We start from the raw sequence: 13,991 nt of genomic DNA on the forward strand, positions 1-13,991 counted from the left end.
ACCCTCAAGGATGCTTGGCAACGATATCAGTTCGCCCGGCCGTGGCGCGGGCTGAAAATACCGCAAGGATCAGCGCCATCAGCACCAGGCCCGTCGCCAGCTGGAAAGTGACCTGCATCCCTCGTGCCGCTGCCGCAGGTGCCAACACTGCCAAGCCAGTGCCTTCCCCAGCCGATGCGAAGGCGAACACCGCGCCCATCACCGACGCACCGGTGATCAGGCCGAGATTGCGCGACAGATTGAGCAGGCCGGAGACGACGCCACGCTGGTCGGATGCGACGCCCGTCATCACGGCCGAATTGTTGGAGGTCTGAAACAGGCTGTAGCCGGTGCAGACGATGATGATTGGTACGACATAGCCGGCAATACCGAATTCCGCCCGCGACAGACCAAAGGTGCCAATAGCGAGATCGAACAGGCCGACGATCATCATCCGGCTCGCCCCGAAACGATCGACCAGGCGTCCGGCCGGCAGCGCCGCCAATGCGGTAACCAGAGGGCCGGTCGACAGAACCAGCCCGACCATGGCCGCGTCTAGCCCAAGCGCGCGCGACAGATAGAATGGTGCGACCACCAGCGTCGCCATCATCACCGTGGCGACGATCAGGTTCATGGCGAGGCTTGCGTTCAACGCGTGGTCGCGGAACCTCGCAGGCTGGATCAAAGGGTTCTGGACCCTTGTCTGCGCAATGACAAACAGCAGGCCAGCCACGGTGGCGGCAATCAGCAAGCCGACATTGAGAGAACCAAAACTGCCACGCCCAAGGGTCATGGCAAGCGCATAGGCGGCTAGCGTCAGCGCGAGCAAAGCCGTGCCGATCCCGTCGAAACCGCGCCGACCTGGCGTCTTTTTTCCGGCCGGCAGGAAGCGCCAGGCAAGCGCAAAGGCCAGCACCCCCAACGGCAGATTGATGAGGAAGATCGCGCGCCAGCCGAGGCCGGCAATCAACAGTCCGCCAAGCGAGGGGCCAAGCGTGGTGCCGATCGCCGACATGGCGCCGAGCAGGCCCATGGCGCTGCCGGTTTTATCCCGGGGAACCGCGTCGGCAACAAAGGCCAGCGTCAGAGCCATCATGACGGCCGCGCCGAGCCCCTGTGCCGCCCGTGCGGCGATCAGCAGCCAGAGCGTCGGCGCGAGCCCGCAAAGCACCGATGCGAAGGTGAACAGGGCAATGCCGCCGAGCAACAGCGGTCGGCGGCCGAATATGTCGGCGAGCCGCCCGACGCTGACGATCAAGGTGGTGATGGCGAGCAGATAGGCCAGGACGACCCATTGCACGAGCTGGAACGATGCGTCGAACGCCTGCATCAGCGATGGCAGCCCGACGCTGGCGATGCTGGTGGCGAGCGACGACAGCAGCGTTGAAAGCGACAGGCTTGCCAATGCCCATCGGATCGAGCGTGCGCTCACCGGGGCAACTTCGTCCCAGGTCTTTTCAGCGGTCGATGCCAAGGTGAACTCCTTTGCCGGCAGCCCCCAATCGGAGCTGTCGGACGCTATTCCCTCGCATGATGTGGCGGAAGGCGCAGTATTTGCATCTTATTCGTGCATGAAACGCCACATCGCGGCCGAGCTGTGCTACGGTCCTTCCATGTCGTCACCCGATCTCAATCTGCTTGTCGCCCTCGATGTGCTGCTGAGCGAGGGCAGTGTGGCGCGCGCGGCCGGGCGGCTGCGCCTCAGTCCCTCGGCGATGAGCCGGACGTTGGCGCGGTTGCGCCAGGCGACAGGCGACCCATTGTTGGTCCGGGCCGGCCGTGGCCTGGTTGCGACGCCGCGCGCGCTCGAGTTGCAGCAACAGGTAGGCCGCGTCGTTCAGGATGCGGAAGCGCTGCTGCGCCCGGCCAAGCTCCTCGACCTCCCTGCTCTCGACAAGGTCTTCACACTGCGCGCCAACGAAAGTTTCGTCGAGGAGTTCGCCCCGCGTCTTCTGACCCGTGTCGAAGCGGATGCACCTGGCGTGCGGCTGCGTTTTGCGCCGAAATCCGACAAGAACGACATGTCGTTGCGTGACGCGGCGGTTGACCTCGAAATCGGGGTTGCCAGTGAAACGAACCCTGAAATGCGCATTCAGGCGCTGTTTCGCGACCGCTTCATCGGTGCGGTGCGAACGGGTCACAGCCTGGGCGAGGGCCCAATGACGCCGGAACGCTATGCGGCCGGCCGCCACATCAGCGTTTCGCGGCGTGGCCGCGAAAAGGGCCCGATCGACGAGGCCTTGAAACTGCTCGGTCTCCAGCGGACGATCGTGTGCATGGTTTCCAGCTTCTCGGCCACGCTCGCCATGGCGCGCGCCTCCGATCTGATCGCCAGCGTCCCCGAACGGCACACGCTGGGCGCGCGCACGGGCATGTACAGCTTCCCGTTGCCGGTCGATATCGAGGAGGTCACCATTTCGATGCTGTGGCATCCGCGACTCGATGCCGATCCAGCACAACGCTGGCTGCGAGCCTGCGTGCGGGAGGTCTGCGCGTCGTTTCGCTGATCCAGGCTCAGGGCGTGATCTAGAATCTGGTCACCACGCCGATGCCTATGCCTTCGAAGCCGCCCATCGCCATCAATGCGGCCGGCGCCTCTTCGAGGCTGATCTTCTTGCCGACCAGCAGTTCGGGTTTCAGCTTGCCGGTACGGATCATCTCCATCATCGCCTGGTAGCGAAACGCCTGCATGCCGTGGCTGCCGCGGATTTCGAGCTCGAATGCGATCACCTTGTCCATCGGTATCTGCGGCCTGGCATGGTCGCCGAGCATCAGGCCGACCTGCACGTGGCGGCCGCGACGGCGCAGGTTCGCGATCGAGTTGAAAGAGGTTGTGGGGTGGCCGAGCGCGTCCATCGACATATGCGCGCCGCCATTGGTGATCTGCTTGACCGCCTTGACCACGTTCGGCGTCTTTGCCGCGTTGATCGTCGCCACCGCGCCGATCTTTTTGGCAAAGTCCAGCTTCTCGTCCGTGAGGTCGATGGCGACGACATTGGCGCCCATGGCGCTGGCGATCATGATCGCCGACAGGCCGACGCCGCCGCAGCCATGCACGGCAACCCATTCGCCGGGCGTCACCCGGCCCTGATCGACGATGGCGCGGAACGAGGTGACGAAGCGGCAGCCGAGGCTAGCGGCGGTGGCGAATTCCATCTCGTCGGGCAAGCGTACGAGATTGGTGTCGGCATGGTCGATGGCGACATATTCGGCGAACGAACCCCAGGCGCTGAAGCCGGGCTGGAACTGATGTTCGCAGACCTGGTGGTTGCCCGACGTGCATTCGAAGCAGCGGCCGCAGCCGACGGCAAACGGCACAGTGACGCGCTCGCCGCCCTTCCAGCGGGTCACCTGGTTGCCCACCGCGGCCACGACGCCGGCAAGCTCGTGGCCAGGCACATGCGGCAGGCGGATACCGTCGTCGTGCCCCATCCAGCCATGCCAGTCGCTGCGGCAGAGGCCGGTGGCCTCAACCTTGATGACGACGCCTTCCGGCGCCGGCGTCGGATCCGGCACGGTCTGGATCGTCGGCGCCTCGCCGAATTTTTCGAAGACGACGGCTTTCATCGGCTGTTCCTCATGACTTCTGCGATTTGCGGTCTATTCGGCATCGATCTGGTTCTCAGGCGCGGCCTTCTGGAACGCCGGCAGCGCCGTGCAGGCGGCATTGATGCGCGAGATTGTCGGGTAGGGCGTCATGTCGACGCCGAAGCGGGCATTGCTGGTGACCTGTGCGACCAGGCAGATGTCGGCCAGCCCCGGCGTGTCGCCATGGCAGAATGTCTTGGTCTCGGGCGAGGAAGCCAGAATCTTTTCAAGCGGCTGGAAGCCTTCGTTGACCCAGTGCCGGAACCAGTTGACGACATCCTGGTCGCCGGCGCCGAACAGTGTGCGCAGCGAGGTCAGCACGCGCAGATTGTTCACCGGATGGATGTCGCAGGCGATCATCTGCGCCAGCATCCTGACGCGGGCGCGGCCAGGCGCATCCGTGGGCAGCAGCGGTGGCTCAGGCGTGGTCTCGTCGAGATATTCGATGATCGCCAGCGATTGCGTCAGTAGCCTGCCGTCGTCCAGGACCAGTGCCGGCACCAGCCCTTGCGGATTGACCGCGAGGTAGGCGGGTTCGAGATGCTCGCCGTGGCGCAAATGATGCGGCACGTAGTCGTAGGACAGGCCCTTCATCTCCAGCGCGATCCGCACCCGGTAAGAGGTCGAGGAGCGGTAGTAGTTATGGAGGACGATGTCGCTCATCGGATCGGTTGGCCGATGGTCAGTTCGATTTCGCCGATGCCGTCGACGCCACCGGTGATCTTTTCGCCCGGCCCGACGGCGCCGACGCCAGCCGGTGTTCCGGTGAAGATCAGGTCGCCGGGCTTAAGCTCTAGCGCCTCGCTGCAAATCGAGACGATGTCGGGAACCGGCCAGATCAGTTCGGCGAGGTCGCCGTCCTGCCTGATCTCGCCGTCGACCGCGAGCCAGATGCGGCCCTTGTCGGGATGACCGGATTTTTGCGCCGGAACCAGCGGGCCGCAGGGCGCTGAACGGTCGAAGGCTTTCGACCAGTCCCACGGCCTTGCCGCCTTTTTTGCCTCGTCCTGAAGGTCGCGGCGAGTCAGGTCGACGCCGACGCCGTAGCCCCAGACATGGTCCAGCGCGCGCTCGCGCCGGATGCGGAAGCCGGCTCCGCCGATCGCGACGACCAGCTCGATTTCGTGATGCAGGTTTTGGGTCAGCGGCGGGTAGGGGATAATCGTGCCCGAACCGACCGCCGCATCGACCACTGCGTCGCCTGGCTTGGTGAAGAAGAAGGGCGGGTCGCGCTCGTCATTGCCGAGCTCGCGGGCATGAGCGGCGTAGTTGCGGCCGACGCAGAAGATCCGGCGCACGGCAAAACGCTCCGGCGAGCCGGCCACGGCCACCGACGGGGTTGCGGGCAGGGGAAGGACGAAGTCTGTCATGCACTGTCTCAGTTCAGTGGATATGTCGCCGGCACATTCGGCCGATTTGGGCAAACGGGCAAGGCATTGGATGGCGGAAGAGCAGGCCTGCCGCACGGTGCCGCGGAAATCACCGGTACATTTTGCTCTGCCGGCCAAGATGGAGATGTACCATTTGCCGTTAGGCTGGCCATGGCGCGCAGCGCCTGCCGCCAACGCCTGAGACTGTCGACCGTTTCGGGGAACGGACGTGACAGCCCCCTTTCGGTCCGCCCCCGTACTTCGGGCGTGTCGTTATCTCGCACTTGCACAAAGCTCTGGTGCGCTGCAATATAGCTGGAGGAATGCGGCCTCCAGCCCGCCTTTCGCAGGTTCAATGAAGGGACCGGCATGACGGACATCTCCGCGACGCGTCTTGTCGTGTCCAGGCCTGTCGCCGATAGCTCGGCAAGAACCAGGCTTGCCTATCTCGACGGCTGGCGCGGCCTGTCGATCGCGCTGGTGCTGATCGGCCATTTCTTCCCCGTTCCCGGCATCAATCTCGGCGTCCTGGGCGTCGAATTCTTCTTCGTGCTCAGCGGCCGGCTGATGGCCGAGATCCTGTTTGTCGAATACTATCCGCTGAAGAAATTCTTCAAGCGCCGGTTCTCCCGCATCTACCCGGCACTGCTGATTTTTGTCGTCGCCGCGATGGTTGCCCTGTCCGGCACATTCATCGCCTTCAAGTGGAAGGCGGCGCTGACGGCGCTGACGTTCACCTACAACTATGCCGGAATTCTCGTCACCCGCGCCGGCGCGCTCGACCATATCTGGTCGCTCTGCGTCGAAGAGCACGCCTATATCATCCTGGCGCTGATCAGCGTCGTCGTCTCGGGGCGGTCCCGGGTCATCATGTTGCTCGGTGCATTGTCGGTGCTGGCCATGGCAAACGGCGCCATCTCCTACTGGGTGCTCGCAATAGGCTACGAGGGCACCTATTGGCGCACCGACGTGCACATCGCCTCGATCCTGCTGTCGGCGGTGATATGCCTGCTCAAGGCCGACGACAGGCTGCCGGCGCTGTTCAAGGGGCCGCATGTCGCCCTGGCGGCCTCAGTACTGGCTGTGCTCCTTTTCATGGCTGCCGTGCCAACCCCGATCCACTATCTGGTCGCGGTGCCGCTGCTGGCACTCGCCGTCAATTCGCTCGACTTCGGCAGCCGGTATCTGACCGGGTTTCTATCGTCCCTGCCGATGACGATGCTGGGGCTGTGGTCGTATTCGCTCTATCTTTGGCAGCAGCCCTTTTATCAATTCGTCGACATAAAAGGCAGTTCGCCGTGGTTGATGCTTGCGGCGGCGTTCGCTTGCGCGCTGTGCAGCTACTACATCATCGAAAAGCCGGCCCGCTCCTGGCTGAACCGCAATTGGTAGGGCGTACGGCGCCCGCCGTTCAGCCGGCGATCCGTCTTGCATAATACCGCACGGCTTTCCTGCCGCCGTGGATTACCGCGTCGCCCACTTCCGCAAAGCCGAGTGCGGCATGGAAGGCGTCCGAAGCCGGATTGGGTGGCTCGGCATTGACTTCGCAGGTGACGATCGCCTGGCCCGCGCGTGACGCCTGCTCGAACAGATCCTCGTACAGCCGGCGGGCATGGCCGCGCCCGCGCGCTGCGGCGGCGACCACGACGCGATCGACATAGACGAACCGCGGGTAACGCTGGCGAAACCACAGGAAGTTCGGGCTGTCGTAGCTGGCGTCCTGGTCGAAGGTCATGATGAAGGCTTCGAGCGTACCGATGCGGCGCGTGTAAAACGCTTCGGCGAGCAGGAAGGACAGGCGCTCGGGTTCGAGCCACGACAATTCGGCGGCATGCTCGTTGTTGAGCGCGAGGATTGCGGACTCATCACGCGGCGAAACCCGTTCGATCGGCAAACGCACTTCGATCATGTTGTTCGATCTTCCAGGATCACAGCCGGGCGGCTGCGATGGTCGCCGCCACCAGCGCCTCGTCGGTCACGGTGTTGCGGTATTCGCGGTCGAGGTCGGTGCCGCCCATGCCGACTTTCGGGTTGCGGTAACGCATGGCACTCGGCACGTCCTTGAGCGCGGCGAAGTGCATTTCGCTCAACCCGGTTTTCCTCCGCACCTTGCCGATGTTCTCGGGATCAAGCCCGCCGCAGCCGAGGATGATGATGCGGTCGCCGGCCTGCCTGACAAGATCGGCGAGCAGGTCAGCGCCCTCGAGCGCCGTGTCGCGCTGGCCGCTGGTCAGCACGCGGCCGACCTTGCAGCGGATCAGCGCTTCCAGCGCCTCTGTCGGATTGCGGGTCATGTCGAAGGCGCGGTGGCAGGTGACGTTCAAGTTTCCCGCCGCCTTAACCAATTCGCTCATGCGCTGTTCGTCGATGGTGCCGTCGGCAGTGAGGCAACCAACGACGACACCGGCGACGCCGAGCTCGGCAAGCGCGCCGACATCGGCGAGCATCGAACGATATTCGGCTTCGCCATAGAGAAAATCGCCGCCGCGCGGCCGCACGATGACGTGGAAGGGGATCGTCGCCAGCTCGAGCGCCGTGTGCACCGTGCCGAAGCTCGGTGTGATGCCGCCCTCGATCAGGCTGGCACAGAGCTCGACACGGTCGGCGCCTGCGGCTTGCGCGGCCAGCAGGCCGTCTATGCCTTCGACGCAGATCTCGATCAGCGGCAGGCGAGGGCGTTCGGTCTCGATCATAGGCGATCCGTCGATGATTTCAGCTGCCCAGCGGTAGCATCGGGCATGGTGCGATGAAAGCCGGAACTGTTGGCTCAACACGCGACAGGGCGGCCGGCGGTGCTCCAATTTTGCCGCTTGACATATCCATAACCGTTCAGCTATATGTCGATTCATAGCTAGCGAGTTATTGATTGATTAACAGCACAGCCGACCGAAAGCTAAATGTGCGGCCGGCAGAAACACGCCTAAGGAGACCACCATGCAAGCACGGTTGAAAAACCCGGTGATGCTCATTCCCGGCGCCTTGCAGGCACTGCTCGCGCTGGACAAGTCGACGGAGACGGCCGACCTGTCATATGTGACGCGCAAGCTCGTCCATTTACGCGCCAGCCAGATCAACGGATGCAGCCTCTGCGTCGATATGCATGCGCGCGAATTGAAGAAGGCCGGCGAGAAGGACGAGCGCATCTTTGCCGTGTCCGCATGGCGGGAGACACCCTACTTCACCGACGCCGAACGCGCCGCGCTGGCACTGACCGAGGCGGCAACCCGGTTGGCCGATCGGCCGGATCCGGTGCCGGATGCAGTCTGGGACGAGGCCGCCCGGCACTATGACGAAAAGGCGCTTGCCGCCCTGGTCGTCCAGATTGCCCTGATCAACGCATTCAACCGGCTCAACGCAACCACCAGGCAGATGGTCGGCGCCTGGGGCTGAACGGGGCCGGGTTCTCGAAAAGCCACTTCAGATCCGCAGCTTGTACGAATTCGCGCGGACGAAGTCGATGAAGGCCCGCAGCTTCGGCGGTACCAGGCGGCGGCTCGGATAATAGAGGTGGAGCGGCTCGTAAGCGGGACAGAAAGGCTCCAGCACCTTGACCAGCGCGCCTGAGGCGAGAAGCGGCGCGGCGAGGCCCTCGACGGCGAAGGCGAGGCCCAGCCCTTGCGCGGCGGCGGTAATGCACAGCGGAAGTGTGTTCACGACCAGACATGCGTCCGGCGTGAATGCGACTTCGCGTCCATCCACGGTGAACTCCCAGGGCGAAATCGCGCGCGTGCGGGTGAGGGCGAATGCGATGCAGCGATGGGCGGCGAGGTCGGCCGGCCGCTTCGGTGTGCCTTTGCGCGCCAGATAATCGGGGCTACCCACCACGACCATCTGCAGTGGCCCGCCCAGACGCGCGCCGATCATGTCTTTCTCGAGAAGCTCGCCGATGCGCAGGCCGGCATCGAAGCCCTCGGCGGCGATGTCGACGAAGCTGTCGTCGAAAATCAGACTAAGCCGCACTTCGGGATAAGCATCCATGAACGGCCGCATCAGTGGCTCTATCAGCAGCGGCGCGGCGATCCACGGCAGGCTGAGGCGCAGCGTGCCGGCGGGACGGTCGCGAGCTTCGCGCAGTGCCGCGCCAGCCGCCCAGATATCTTCGGCTGCCGGGCGCACGTGGTCGAGGTATTCAGCGCCAGCTTCGGTCAAGCCAACGCTGCGGGTCGTCCGGTTGAGCAGCCGCACCCCCAGGCGCTCCTCGAGCCCCTTGATCGCCTCGCTTAACGAGGCCGGAGCGACGCCGAGCTCGGCGGCGGCGCGGGTGAAGCTTTTGGCCTCGGCGACTTTGACGAAGGCGACGATGCCGCTGAACTGGTCGAGGCGCATTGTAAGGATTTTCCAAATAGCCCTGTCGAATTCTACCGGTTTTTCCGGCGAACGAAAGGCGTCATGTTGGGTCTGACGAACGGGCCTCGGTGTTGGGAACGGCTCGAACAGGCAAGGAGACAGGACCGATGACCAGGCTTGCTTTACTCGCCGCCGGCACTCTTCTGGCGGTGTCTGCCGCCCCGGCGCACAGCGGACCACTGGAAGACCGCAATATCCAGCTCATCAAAGGCTATTACGCAGCTTACGCGACCGGTAATCCCGAGGCCGTGCGGCCCTTCCTCGCGCCCAACATCGTGTGGCGCATTCCCGGCCATCATCCGCTCGCCGGCGACAAGCGCGGGCCGGACGAGGTGGTCGCCTTCTTCCGCGGCCTGGCCGATGGCAAGTTCAAGGCCGAGCCGATCTTCTTCCAGGCGCAAGGCGACCTCGTTGTCGACGTCCATCGCGGCTGGTCGAATGTCGGCTCAGGTCCCGAGATCGACCAGTTCTACGCGCTGATGTTCCGCATCAAGGACGGCAAGATCGCCGAGGCACAGAATTTTTTGACCGACATGTACCAGTCGGACGCTTTCTACTGGGCGCATTACCCGCTGAAGCCGCTGCCCGGCCGACTGGCTGGCGAGCGCTGAGACGGCGGTCTTTCTCGCAACGCGCAGCGCTTCTCACTCCAAGCCAAAGGAGACTTGCGATGTTTAAAACCCTGACACTTGCCGTAGCAACCACCGCCGCGCTCGCCGTCACCAATGCCGTCGCCGCACCGCGCGTCGAGCACGTCACATTCTCCTCGCATGGTGAGCAGCTTGTCGGCGAGCTCTATCTGCCGGAGGATATGGACGCGGCAAAACCTCGGCCGGCGCTGGTCGTGACCGGCGCCTGGATGACGGTGAAGGAACAGATGCCGGCCCGCTACGCCCGCGAGATGGCCGATCGTGGCTTCGTCGCCTTGACCTTCGATTTTCGCGGTTGGGGCGAAAGCGGCGGCCTACGCCGCCAGTACGAGGATCCTAGGGCCAAGATCGCCGACATCGAAGCGGCGGTCGCCTATCTCTCGAGCCGGCCCGAAGCCGATCAGGACCGCATCGGCGGGCTCGGCATTTGCGCCAGCTCCGGCTATATGGTCACCGCCGCCGCCGAAAACGCGGCGATCAAATCGGTCGCCCTCGTTGCGCCCTGGTTACAGGATGCCGAAGTGGTCGAGCAGGCCTATGGCGGCAGGCATGGCGTCGCCAGGCTTGAAGCCACGAGCGATGCGGCAGAGGCGGAATATCGCCGCACCGGCAGACAGGCATTCCTTCCGGCCGCGAGCCTGACCGACGAGCGCGCGATCATGTTCAAGGTGCCTTACTACACCGAACCCGATCGCGGCATGATCCCGGCCTGGCGCAACGAGGCCGATCCGGCGTTCTGGCGCGGCTGGCTGACGTTCGACGCCATCCAGGCTGCTCCGCGCCTGCGCCAGCCTTTTTTGATGGTGCACAGCGAGGCGGCTGCCATTCCGCAGGGGGCGCACAAATTCTACACGCGGCTGAACAGTTCCAGGCGGGAGCTGTGGCTCGACAACGTCACCCAATTCGATTTCTACGATCGTGCCGCGCCGGTGGAGGCCGCAAGCGATGCCGTCGCCGCGCACTTCCGCGCGACGCTGGGCAGTGCGGGGGAGGCGGGACAATGAGCCTCGTCACGCGCCGGCATGTCCTGGCCTCGGCGGTTTCCGCTGCGATGATTTCCGCCGTCTCGGCGCCCGCCTCGAGCGCTCCGGGAGATGCGCTGACGGTCAAAGACAGGATCGCAATCGCCGAGGCGATTGCCGGGATCGGCCTCTATGCCGATCTGCGTGAATGGAACCGGGTCAGATCCTATCTCGCAGCCCGTGTCACGACCGACTACACCAGCCTCTTCGGCGGCAAGGTCACGACTAGCGGCCGCGACGCGTTGATCGCGCAGTGGCAAGGGCTGCTGCCGGGCTTCGACGCCACCCAGCACCTCATAACCAACATCACCGTCGAGGGCGCGGGCAATGACGCGGTCGCACGCAGCCATGTCCGCGCAACCCACTGGATCGGCGGGCGGTTCTGGACGGTCGGTGGCAGCTACCTCCACCGGCTGGTGCGGACGCCGGAAGGTTGGCGCGTCAAGGCAATCTCCATCCGCCGCTTGTACGAAGAGGGGGATCGCGCCGTTCTGGCCGCCGCTGCCGGCCGGGTAAAGGCGGAGGCCAAATGAGTGTTCGGGTTTGCGCAGGCCCAGTCGCGCGGCGAGGTTGCTCGGAGCATCGGCAACGTGAATATTGATCGAAATGTCGGGGCAGGCTTGGCGCATGCGGCATTAGTGCCGCCAACCGCGGAGACAGGACATGACCCTTTCATTGCAGGAGGTTTCCGATAGGCTTGAGACTGTAGCGGGTTCTGAAGTTGATCCGCCGACGCGAGCCGTCGGCAGATCACGGTTGTTCCAGACCGCTCAGGCGGTCTTGCTCTTCCTCTGGCTCAAAGCGCCTAGCAGCGCCTCAGCTGCCTCGCTCGATGATGCTGGGTTCTGACCCGTGATAAGCTGGCCATCGACGACTGTGTGGACGCCCCAGTCCTTGACCTTGGAGAAAACCGCGCCGAGGCTGATCAGCTCGTCCTCGACCAAGAACGGCACGACATTCGTGAGACCTACGGTCTCCTCCTCGCTATTGGTGAAGCCGGTGACGTAGCGTCCCTGCACAAACGGCGTGCCGTCGGGACTGGTCACGCGATGCAGAACGCCCGGTGCGTGGCAAACGAGGGCGATCGGCTTGCCGGCCGCGATGAAGGATCCGATCAGCTTGATCGAATTCGGATCTTCGGCCAAATCCCACAGCGGGCCGTGGCCGCCGGGGTAGAAGACCGTGTCGAAGTCCTTCTGGTCGACACTGTCCAGGCGCACGGTTTCTGCGAGCTGCGCCCTGGCAACCTCGTCAGCACTGAAGCGCCGTGTAAGGTCGGTCTGGAACATAGGCTCGTCGCTTTTCGGATCGAGAGGCGGCTGGCCGCCCTTCGGCGAGGCGAGGGTGATCTCGGCGCCGGCGTCCTTGAAGACGTAGTAGGGGGCTGCCAGTTCCTCGAGCCAGAAGCCGGTCTTCTTGCCGGTGTTACCGAGAGTGTCGTGGGAGGTGAGTACCATCAGGACTTTCATTGTCGGATCCTTTTCTCAGGTGATGCCGCGCCGATGAGGCGTCGTAGTTGGTTGATTTGGAGCTCAATCGGCCGCGTCGGCCTGTCGATGCACGGATAATGGCACCTGCCCATGTATTTCAGAAATTTATTTCATTTATTTTATATATTCATGTCGAGATTATATCTCGATGAGATACGATCTGAACCTGCTCCCGGTTTTCTTGGCCCTGATGGAAGAGCGGAGCGTGACACGGGCAGCAGCGCGACTGGGCATCACCCAGCCGGCGCTGTCCAATTCGTTGAACCGCCTGCGCGACACCCTCCGGGATCCGCTATTCATCCGGGAAAGGTATGGCATAAAGCCGACGCAATTGGCCGAGGAGATCGCTCCGACGATCGAAGCAGCGCTGGCGCAACTGGACGATCTCATTTTGAACCAGCAGGAGTTTCAGCCAGCAAAGGCCGAACGGCTGTTCACGCTTGCCCCCAACAGTTACGTGGAGCTTGTGTTGATGCCGGCCCTCGTCGCGAGGACGCGTGAGCTGGCGCCTGGTATCAAGCTCCGCATGACAGCATTTGGCAACGATCTCGCCGAGACCGGCGTCATTTCCGGTACCACGGCCATGGTGATTGGCCGGATCGTCGATCCGCCGGGCAATCTTGTCGTCCAGCATCTTATGGACGATGGGCTCGCCTGCGCGGTGCGCAAGGATCATCCCGACGTTCGAGACCATATTTCCCGAGAACAGTATGAAAGGCTCAAGCACGTGAACGTGCTCCCGCCGGGCCGGCTGCGGGCGGGCCTCTTCCAGGCATTGGAGCAACAAAACCTCAAGCGAGAGATTGCCCTTTCTGTCACGCACTTCCTGGCCGTACCAGAGATGCTTGCCGTCACGGATTACTGCGCAACGCTGCCGAGACTGATCTGCCGCAGCCTTGAGAGGGATCCGCGCCTGAAGATACTACCGGCGCCCGTCGACCTCGGCACTTTTCCAGTGCAGATGGCTTGGCACATTCGCTACCGCCACGACCCAGCCCACATGTGGTTGCGTTCGATGATCGGCGAATTGGCAAAAGAAATGACGTCGGAGACCTAAGACGGCTTTCTTGTATTCGCGTTGATGTCCGCAAAGGCCAAACCGGGCCATTCATCGTGCCGTATGCCGAGCACCAGATCCGGACTTGCCCGAGCTATCAGCAAGCGGCAGCTAGGGTCGCACCATGCCGCCAACTAAGTGCTGTCCGTCACGACCGACTATACCAGCCTCTTCGGCGGCGAAGCCGCGACCAGCGGCAGCGACGCGCTGATCGCGCAGTGGCAAGGGCTGCTGCCGGGCTTCGACGCCACCCAGCACCTCATCACCAACATCATTGTCGAAGGCGCGGGCAATGACGCGGTTGCACGCAGCCATGTCCGCGCAGCCCACTGGATCGGTGCCAGGTTCTGGACGGTCGGCGGCAGTATCTCCACCGGCTGGTGCGGACGCCGGAAGGCTGGCGCGTCAAGGCAATCTCCATCCGCCGCTTGTACGAAGAGGGGGATCGCGCCGTTCTGGCCGCTGCGGCCGACCGGGTAAAGGCGAAG

The 13,991-nt window shown here is 63.7% G+C and carries 16 protein-coding genes; 8 read left to right on the top strand and 8 right to left on the bottom strand.

Annotated features, from left to right (window positions below; translation table 11 throughout):
- Positions 1-4 precede the first annotated feature (4 nt).
- Entirely contained in the window at positions 5-1,453 is a 1,449-nt protein-coding gene (locus tag NKJ81_RS04085; RefSeq protein ID WP_352539712.1) for an MFS transporter, read from the bottom strand.
- 139 nt (positions 1,454-1,592) lie between these two features.
- Between NKJ81_RS04085 and NKJ81_RS04090 the strand changes: the two genes are divergently transcribed.
- Complete coding sequence (locus tag NKJ81_RS04090; RefSeq protein ID WP_352470466.1) at positions 1,593-2,486, top strand: LysR family transcriptional regulator; 894 nt, start codon at positions 1,593-1,595, stop codon at positions 2,484-2,486.
- A 19-nt stretch (positions 2,487-2,505) separates the two neighbouring features.
- Here NKJ81_RS04090 and NKJ81_RS04095 read toward each other — a convergent pair whose 3' ends face one another.
- Genes NKJ81_RS04095 through NKJ81_RS04105 form a run of 3 tightly spaced genes read right to left on the bottom strand, consistent with a single transcriptional unit; the run spans position 2,506 to position 4,937 of the window.
- Entirely contained in the window at positions 2,506-3,546 is a 1,041-nt protein-coding gene (locus NKJ81_RS04095; RefSeq protein ID WP_352500893.1) for a zinc-dependent alcohol dehydrogenase family protein, read from the bottom strand.
- A 33-nt stretch (positions 3,547-3,579) separates the two neighbouring features.
- Entirely contained in the window at positions 3,580-4,230 is a 651-nt protein-coding gene (maiA, locus tag NKJ81_RS04100; RefSeq protein WP_352500892.1) for a maleylacetoacetate isomerase, read from the bottom strand.
- The gene (locus NKJ81_RS04105; protein WP_352470356.1) at positions 4,227-4,937 is read right to left on the bottom strand and encodes a fumarylacetoacetate hydrolase family protein; all 711 of its coding nucleotides are present in this window, start codon (positions 4,935-4,937) and stop codon (positions 4,227-4,229) included. Before NKJ81_RS04105 ends, maiA begins: the two co-directional genes overlap by 4 nt.
- Positions 4,938-5,306: 369 nt before the next feature.
- Between NKJ81_RS04105 and NKJ81_RS04110 the strand changes: the two genes are divergently transcribed.
- Entirely contained in the window at positions 5,307-6,329 is a 1,023-nt protein-coding gene (locus NKJ81_RS04110; RefSeq protein WP_352470357.1) for an acyltransferase family protein, read from the top strand.
- A 19-nt stretch (positions 6,330-6,348) separates the two neighbouring features.
- Here the strand turns inward: NKJ81_RS04110 and NKJ81_RS04115 are convergent, their stop codons facing one another.
- Together NKJ81_RS04115 and NKJ81_RS04120 are read right to left on the bottom strand one after the other, a co-directional pair.
- Positions 6,349-6,846 (bottom strand): GNAT family N-acetyltransferase, encoded by a 498-nt coding sequence (locus NKJ81_RS04115; RefSeq protein ID WP_352470358.1) that lies wholly within the window; start codon positions 6,844-6,846, stop codon positions 6,349-6,351.
- A 19-nt stretch (positions 6,847-6,865) separates the two neighbouring features.
- A complete protein-coding gene (locus NKJ81_RS04120; protein WP_352539713.1) occupies positions 6,866-7,630 on the bottom strand; it encodes a copper homeostasis protein CutC in 765 nt (254 codons plus the stop codon).
- Between the two features lie 241 nt (positions 7,631-7,871).
- Between NKJ81_RS04120 and NKJ81_RS04125 the strand changes: the two genes are divergently transcribed.
- Complete coding sequence (locus tag NKJ81_RS04125; RefSeq protein WP_352470362.1) at positions 7,872-8,327, top strand: carboxymuconolactone decarboxylase family protein; 456 nt, start codon at positions 7,872-7,874, stop codon at positions 8,325-8,327.
- 27 nt (positions 8,328-8,354) lie between these two features.
- Here the strand turns inward: NKJ81_RS04125 and NKJ81_RS04130 are convergent, their stop codons facing one another.
- The gene (locus tag NKJ81_RS04130; RefSeq protein WP_352539714.1) at positions 8,355-9,263 is read right to left on the bottom strand and encodes a LysR family transcriptional regulator; all 909 of its coding nucleotides are present in this window, start codon (positions 9,261-9,263) and stop codon (positions 8,355-8,357) included.
- A gap of 128 nt (positions 9,264-9,391) precedes the next feature.
- On the opposite strand from NKJ81_RS04130, the gene NKJ81_RS04135 reads away from it, so the two are divergent.
- Genes NKJ81_RS04135 through NKJ81_RS04145 form a run of 3 tightly spaced genes read left to right on the top strand, consistent with a single transcriptional unit; the run spans position 9,392 to position 11,489 of the window.
- Positions 9,392-9,895 carry a nuclear transport factor 2 family protein gene (locus NKJ81_RS04135; protein WP_352539715.1) on the top strand — a complete coding sequence of 168 codons (504 nt, stop codon included), beginning with the start codon at positions 9,392-9,394 and terminating at the stop codon, positions 9,893-9,895.
- 59 nt (positions 9,896-9,954) lie between these two features.
- Positions 9,955-10,938 (top strand): alpha/beta hydrolase, encoded by a 984-nt coding sequence (locus NKJ81_RS04140; protein WP_352539716.1) that lies wholly within the window; start codon positions 9,955-9,957, stop codon positions 10,936-10,938.
- A complete protein-coding gene (locus NKJ81_RS04145) occupies positions 10,935-11,489 on the top strand; it encodes a nuclear transport factor 2 family protein (RefSeq protein WP_352539717.1) in 555 nt (184 codons plus the stop codon). The genes NKJ81_RS04140 and NKJ81_RS04145 overlap by 4 nt, the downstream gene beginning before the upstream one ends.
- A gap of 237 nt (positions 11,490-11,726) precedes the next feature.
- Here NKJ81_RS04145 and NKJ81_RS04150 read toward each other — a convergent pair whose 3' ends face one another.
- Positions 11,727-12,425 carry a type 1 glutamine amidotransferase domain-containing protein gene (locus tag NKJ81_RS04150; RefSeq protein WP_352539718.1) on the bottom strand — a complete coding sequence of 233 codons (699 nt, stop codon included), beginning with the start codon at positions 12,423-12,425 and terminating at the stop codon, positions 11,727-11,729.
- Between the two features lie 169 nt (positions 12,426-12,594).
- On the opposite strand from NKJ81_RS04150, the gene NKJ81_RS04155 reads away from it, so the two are divergent.
- Positions 12,595-13,503 carry a LysR family transcriptional regulator gene (locus tag NKJ81_RS04155; RefSeq protein ID WP_352539719.1) on the top strand — a complete coding sequence of 303 codons (909 nt, stop codon included), beginning with the start codon at positions 12,595-12,597 and terminating at the stop codon, positions 13,501-13,503.
- Positions 13,504-13,641: 138 nt separating this feature from the next.
- A complete protein-coding gene (locus NKJ81_RS04160; RefSeq protein ID WP_352539720.1) occupies positions 13,642-13,983 on the top strand; it encodes a nuclear transport factor 2 family protein in 342 nt (113 codons plus the stop codon).
- Positions 13,984-13,991: the final 8 nt, after the last annotated feature.

Origin of the sequence: Mesorhizobium sp. M0018 (assembly GCF_040323955.1) — a bacterium.
In the GTDB taxonomy this organism is placed as follows: Bacteria; Pseudomonadota; Alphaproteobacteria; order Rhizobiales; family Rhizobiaceae; genus Mesorhizobium.